This window comes from Mycobacterium sp. (genome assembly GCF_044370595.1).
Taxonomy (GTDB): Bacteria; Actinomycetota; Actinomycetes; order Mycobacteriales; family Mycobacteriaceae; genus Mycobacterium.
On record NZ_JBILVF010000169.1, the window covers coordinates 1 to 7204 of the forward strand.

The window sequence follows — 7204 nt, forward strand, 5'->3', positions numbered from 1 at the left end:
CATCGGCATACGCCGAACGCAACACCGCCATCTGCGCCGCCGGATTCGGCGCCATCAACCCATTGGACCGACCATCCTGATTAACCGCCGACCCCCGAATGACCGCCAACACCCGATCACCATCAGCAACCGCATCCGACAGCCGCTTGAGCACCACCACCCCGGCACCCTCACTACGCACAAACCCGTCCGCCGCAGCATCAAAGGCATGACAGGCACCCGTGCGGGACAAAGCCTCGGCGACGTCGAAACTGCGGGTCGGCGCCGGGGACAACAACACGTTCACCCCGCCGGCCAACGCCACATCCGACTCCCCCGACCGCAAACTCTGACACGCCAAATGCACCGCCACCAACGACGACGAACACGCCGTGTCCACCGTCACCGACGGACCCCGCAAATCAAACACATACGACAACCGGTTGGCGATGATGCTCAACGCGCCACCGGTGGCAGACCAGGCGTCAATGGCGGTGAAATCCGTTGTCGCCATAGCCCAATACTCAGCCGAGCAAGCCCCGGCGAAGACCCCGGTGCGTGTTCCGGCCAGCGCATCGGCGGGTACTCCGGCGTGGTCGAGTGCCTCTTGGGTGACCTCAAGCAGCAGCCGTTGGTGCGGGTCCATCTTGTCGGCCTCGCCGGGCGGGATCTCGAAGAACTCCGCGTCGAAGGCCGCCACATCATCGAGGAATCCGCCCCACCGCGTCGTAGCGGCCAGAGCGTCGGCTTCCTGCGGTGAGCCGTCCTCGAACCAGGACCACCGGTCGCGTGGGACTTCCCTGACCCCGGTCCCGCCGGCGGCCAGGAACTCCCACAAGCCGTCCAGATCGCTGACCCCGCCGGGGAAACGGCAGCCCACCCCGATGACCGCGATGGGCTCGCGACTGTGCCCGGTGACACCGAGGGTTGTGTCAACCGGTTCGACCTCGCCGCCGGTGACGAATCGCGCCAGCGCATCGACGGTCGGGTACTGCCAGAACTCCACCGGCGAAACGGGCCTGCCCAGGAACTCCGACAGTCGACCGGTCAGGACCACCGCATCCCGGGAACCGACCCCCAGGTCGTGCATGGATGCGCCGCGGTCTAACTGCTCCCGACTGCAGTCCAGCCCATCAACGAGGTAGTCGGCCAGCCAACGGCGGACGCCGTCCTCATTGGGTTCGGAGGTCATGGCCCCACATCCAACCGACTGAACTCACCGGATCGATACCGCGCCATGCTGGCCGACCGCCGCACCTTCCCGCTGGTGGTTATCGGCAACGATCCCTGCGCCAGGAAGGCCACATCGGACACCCGCACCCCGTGAGCCTTCGCAATGGCCGCTGTCACGTGGTTTTTCAGCTCGGGCATCAGCGCCGGGTCAGGCTTGCGCAGCTCAGCGAGCACCACCAGTCGCTCGCGGGTGTCGTCCTGCACCGAAACCGCCGCCACCCGGGCGCCGGTGATGTCGATGATGGTGGCCTCGATATCGTCGGGATAGATGTTGCGGCCGTCGATAATCAGCAGATCCTTGATCCGGCCGATGATGTACAACTCACCGTCGAAGATCACCCCGAGATCACCGGTCCGCAACCACGGGTCGGCGGGTGTCCCCTCCGACGGCTGGGTCAGATGCCCACCGTAGAGCTGCGCCGTCAATTCCGGATTACGCCAGTAGCCCGCGGTCACATGCTCACCGTGCAGCCAGATCTCCCCCAACTCCCCGGCGGGCTTCTCCTGCATGGTGTCCGGATCGACGATCCGCAACAGACCCGAGGACCGGGGCGCTCCGCAGCCCACCATCTCGGTACCGCCCTCCGGGCACCGCTCGGCATGCCCCGCGGACAACTTCTCGATGTCGAACTGCAACACAGTCGGCGCTCGCCCGCCCGGCGAGGAAACCACGTACACCGTCGCCTCGGCCAGGCCGTAAGACGGACGCATCGCGGCCGGTGACAGATTGAACGATTCGAAGCGCTCGTTGAACCGGCGCACCGTAGAGCTCAGCACCCGCTCGGCCCCGTTGATCATCACCCGTACGCCAGCTAAGTCCAGACCCGCCAGGTCCTCGTCGGAGGTCCGGGCCGCGGCCAGTTCGTAGGCGAAGTTCGGCGCGGCGGTGAAGGTGCTGGTGTGGGTGGCCAACTGCTGAATCCAACGGGCCGGCTGCTGCAGGAAGGCGATTGGACTCATCAGCACGCTCGGACGGCCCACCACCAACGGAATGAAGATGCCGGCCAGCAGTCCCATGTCGTGATAAAAGGGCAGCCACGACACGGCGGTCATATCAGGCAGCGGAACCGCTCCGTAGGCCTCGAAGAGGTCGGGCAGTGCCTGCTCCAGATTGACCAGAACGTTGCGATGGGTGACTGCAACTCCGGCTGGTTGCCGCGTGGAGCCCGACGTGTATTGCAGGTAGGCGATTTTTGACGCCGCCACTGCGGGGGCCGCGGCGGCCGGAGAGTAGAAGTCCAGCGCGTCGACCTCGATCACCCGGGGCGGTCGCTGGGTGGGCGTGCCCTGCACGTATTCGGCGATCCCATCAGCGACCGCGGATGTGGTGAGGACCGCTACCGGAAGGCAATCGCGCAGTGCCCCGACGATCCGCTCATCGTGCTGACCGAACATCGGCACCGTCAACGGCGCGGCAATGAACCCGGCCTGGATCGCGCCGAAGAAGCCGACGATGTACTCCAGGCTCTGCGGCGCCAGAATCACTGCCCGGTCGCCGGGTGACCCGTACTTCAGCAGCGTCGCAGCCACCACCTGGACCCGCTGGTGCAGTTCGGACCAGGTCAGGCTTTCGGCGAACCCCTCCGGATCGGCCTCGTAGTCGATGAAGGTGTAGGCGACGTCATCCGGCTGCAGCTGCGCCCTACGCTCAAGGAGCGCGGGGATTGAGTTCTCAATCTCCGGCATCACAGCACCCTTTCGATCGGTGGTGGCCAGTCACGGTGGTCAGCCATGGTGGCCCGTCACTGGGTCGGAGGCTTTCGCCTTCGTTGTCAAGGTTGGAACGACGTCGACTCCACGGTGTCGAACAGGGAGTCGAGCACGCTGCCGGCGTCGTCGATGTACTCGTCGTCGGGCGGTGCCGACTCCGGTGACAGCCGAATGGCGAGGTAGTTGGAGAAGCTCTCGATCGTCGGATGGTTGAACAGCATGGTCGCCGACAACTCCAGGCCGACGAACTGCTCAAGCTGGCGCCGAATCGAGATCGCCATCACCGAGTTCAGGCCCATCTCGGCAAACGGCCGGTCCAGTTCGATCTGATCCTCGGCAACCCGCAACTCCCCGGCCAGGATGGCCCGGACTCCGTGCCGGAGTTCGGCGCGCAGGTCCTCAGCCGACAGCCCGGACCAGTCGACTTTCGGTGTGCTGGCAGCAGTCGCCGCGGAAGTCGGTGCGGCGCCACGCATCGGGGCCATCACTACTTGCGCGGTGTCGAAATGGCTGACGTACTCCCAGGCTGCGGAGGCTTCGGCCGGATTGATCGGTCGCGATCCGACCCGCTCGAGTTCGTCGACCACGAGTTGGGCGTCTTTGCCGAAACCGAGTCCCTCCCAGGCCACCCAGTCCAGGCTGACGGTGTTGTCGCCCTGCTGGTGACGTGCCCGGGCCAGGCCGTCCAGATAGGCGTTACCCCCCGCGTAGGCGGCCTGTCCGGGAACGCCGAACACCGTCCCGGCCGATGCGGTCAAATAGAGGAAGTCCAGTTGTCCCGGCGGGAATGCGTTGTGCAACACCTGCGCACCGGCGATCTTGGGCCAGACGGTGCGCCGCACCCGCTCAGGCTCAAGGTCGGTCAGCAGTTGCCCCTCGGCAAGCCCGGCCGCGTGGATGACCCCGCGGATCGGTGCGGCGCCGTCATGCACCCGGGCGGCCAGCAGGTCCTGCACCTCCTGCGCCGACCCGATGTCAATAGCCGCGGTCTCCACCGAGACGCCGCGGCGCTCCAGGGCGGCGATCGCAGCCAGCCTGCGGCGGGTGCCCGGGTCGACGGTCTCGCCACTGTTGTCGCGTGACACCTTGGTGCGACCCAGCAGGACGATGCGCCGGGCACCGCGATCGGCGAGCCAGTCGGCCATCAGCAGGCCCAGGTCTCCCAAACCACCTGTGATCAGGTAGGCCCCGTCCGGGCGACAGCGCAACGGCTGCCGCGCCGGTGCGGCGGAGACCGGCGCCAGGACCGACGTCAAGAGGGCACCGTCGCGCAGCAGCAGGGTGGACTTCGCCGGGGTGTTCAGCATCGGGGACAGCGTTGCCGCGCAGTCCGCCAGGTCCGCCTGCGGCCCGACGTCGATCAGCCCGCCCCACAATTGGGGCTGCTCGGCGCCGATGACACCGCTCAGAGCCCACAGGCAACTCTGCCGCCGGGCGGCGTCGGAAAGGGCTTCGTGGACACCCCGGGTCAGGATCCACAGTGTCACCGGGTTGCGCGGATCGCGTTGCACCAACCGGGCGACGGTGTCGCCGACTTCGCAGATGAGCCGGGTCGCGACGTCGACGTCGGTATCCGGGGTAGCCACGTCCGGGACCGTCACGTCTGGCACGTAGACGACGTAGCGGGCATCGGTGAGGTCGGCAGCCGGGTGACCGAGTTCGGTGAACCGCGCACGCAGCGTCCGGGTGGCGTCGTCGTCGCCGATCACCGCGATCGGGGCGGGTGCCACCGGGGCGGGCAAGCGGGCCGGCGCGGGGTCCGGTTCCCAGGGTTGCCACTCGATGATGTGGGCGACGGTGTCGGGATCGGCGGCCGGTGCCAGCGCAGCGGCCGACTCCACCACCCGATAACGCAGACCACGCACATCGCCGCAGGGACGCCCGTCGGCAAAGCGGACGGCGATGTCGACGATGAGGTCGTCGGCGTCCCCGCGTTGCCACACCTCGACCACCCCGCCGGTCACGCCGGGCGTCGCGGCGACGACATGGATGCCGTCAGCGGCGATCGGGAGCATGAGCCCCACATCACCAGCGTCTGGACCTACCCCGGCGGCAACGAGTTGGGTTATGTCCATCGCGGCGTCTAGCAGGGCCGTCGACGTCGACCCCGGCGGCAGGGCGATGTCGGCCCGCAACCGTCCCGGTGTCGCCTCGTGCGCATCGACCGACCACTCGAAAGGTTGGCCCTCGATCCCCCAGACGTTGCGCTGTTCGTCGATGGCGGACGGATCTGCAGCAGGGGCGTCGCCGACGCCGGTTCCGGCGGGTTCTGGTGCGCCGCGGCCGGAGATCCGGGCGGTCACATTCCGGACCCAGTGCTGGCCGTCGTCGCCCGCCGAGGAGATGGTGATCGCTTCGCCGTCGGTGAACACCTGGACCATCCGCGGCTGGTCGAGGGTCAGCGGGCTGTCGAAGCGGATGTCCTCGATGCCCTCGGCGCCGTACTGGGACACCGCGGCGGCAAGGGTCTGGATGAGGACCGACGGGGGGACGACCTCCACCCCGACGATGCGCCGGAAACCCGGGTATGGCCTGCTCTGCGGTGCCACGCGCGCCTGCCAGAGATGCCCGCCAACCGCGCCGGCCACCGGGGTGTGCGATCCCAGCACGGTGCCGGGAGCGGGGCCCGAGACGCCACTGTGCCGCGGCGGTGGGTCGGGGATCCAGTGGTGGGTGTGCTGCCACGGGGTGGGCGGCAGCGTGATGTGCGGTTCGGGCTGGTGTGGCGTTTCCGGTGGGCGGGTGGTGTGCGTGGCGTTGAGGTTGGTGTGGAAGGTCCAGGTGTCGTCGCTGTCGCGGACCAGGGTGGGCACCGTGTGGTGGTGGGTGTCGTCGAGGGTGTCGTCGATGGCGTAGGTGAGCACCGGGTTGGGGCTGATTTCGATGAAGGTGCCGTGCTCGGTGCCGGCGGCGGCGATGGCTTGGCTGAAACGAACGGGGTTGCGCAGGTTGGCAACCCAGTGTTCGGCGTCGAAGACCGCAGCGTCGGCGCGCCCTTCGGTGGTGATGAACACCGGAATCGCCGGCGGACGGGGGTCAAGATCAGCCAGTTCCGCCCGGAGATCGGCCAGCACCGGGTCGATGATCGAGTGGTGCGAGGCCACGTCGACATCCACTCGCCGGGCCAACCTGTCCCGTCCGGCGACCACCGCGATGAGCGCCTCGACCTGCTCGGGCGTACCTGCGATCACCACCTGCCGCGGTGAGGCCTCCACCGCGATGGTCACCCCCGGGTACCCGGCGAGTAGTTCCTCGGCCTCTGCTGCGGACAATTCCAGCAGCGCCATCGCACCCTGCCCGGACAACCGCGACATCAGCCGAGACCGGGTCGCGATCACCTTCAAACCCTGCGCGGGAGTCAGCGCACCGGCGACGACGGCGGCGGTCACCTCGCCCATCGAGTGCCCGATCACCGCATCCGGGTGCACCCGATGGGACCGCCACAGTGCGGTCAGCGCCAGTTGCAGACCCACCAGCACGGGCTGAATCCGGTCGATGCCGACCACGGGTTCACCCGACTCTAAGACCTCACGCAGCGAGAACCCGGTCTGCTCGACGAATGCCGGTTCCAGTTCGTCGACTGCCGCGGCGAAGGCCGGTTCATCCGCGAGTAACCGCCGGCCCATGCCGGCCCACTGCGAACCCTGACCGGAATAGACGAACACCGTCCCGGGCCGGCACGGTCCGTCGTGCGGCCCGACGACGCCCGGGGCGGAACCCCCGGCGGCCAATGCCGCCAACCCGGCCTGCGCCTGGGTACGGTCCCGGGCGCACACGGTGGCGAAGAACCGGTGTCCGCCGCGGTGATGGTTGAGGGTGTGCGCCACCTGGTCGAGATCCGAGTCGGAGTCGGACTCGGCCAGCCAGTCCGCCAACATCCCCGCCGTCGCCGCGATTCGTGCCGGACTTTTGCCGGAAATCACCAAGGTGCTCACCGGCTGGGACTCCACCGGCGGCCTGTCCGGTATCGCCGGTGCCTGTTCCAAGACGACGTGTGCGTTGGTGCCCCCGAAGCCGAAGGACGACACCCCAGCCCGGCGTGGTCGGCCCCGGTCAGCCCAATCAGTCTGTTCAGCAACGACTTTGAGCCGCAGATTGTCAAACGGAATGTGCGGATTCGGGTTGGAGTAGCCCAGCGTCGGCGGAATCACGCCACGCGACAACGCCAGGACGGCTTTGGCCAGGCCGGCCACCCCCGCCGCGGCCTCCAAATGCCCCAGATTCGACTTCACCGACCCGATCAACAACGGCTCATCAACACCGCGCCCCCGACCCAGCACCG

3 protein-coding genes are annotated in these 7204 nt (G+C 67.9%); all 3 read right to left on the reverse strand.

The window, feature by feature from the left end:
• The coding region (locus tag ADBZ5N_RS16265; RefSeq protein WP_526259184.1) for a beta-ketoacyl synthase N-terminal-like domain-containing protein at positions 1–1171 on the reverse strand (1171 nt) is incomplete at its 3' end.
• Positions 1168–2898: a fatty-acid--AMP ligase gene (locus ADBZ5N_RS16270; protein WP_526259186.1), complete on the reverse strand. Its 1731-nt coding sequence runs from the start codon at positions 2896–2898 to the stop codon at positions 1168–1170. The genes ADBZ5N_RS16265 and ADBZ5N_RS16270, both read right to left, overlap by 4 nt.
• A gap of 86 nt (positions 2899–2984) precedes the next feature.
• Positions 2985–7204 (reverse strand): type I polyketide synthase (locus ADBZ5N_RS16275; RefSeq protein ID WP_526259188.1); only part of this gene is annotated, 4220 nt, incomplete at its 5' end.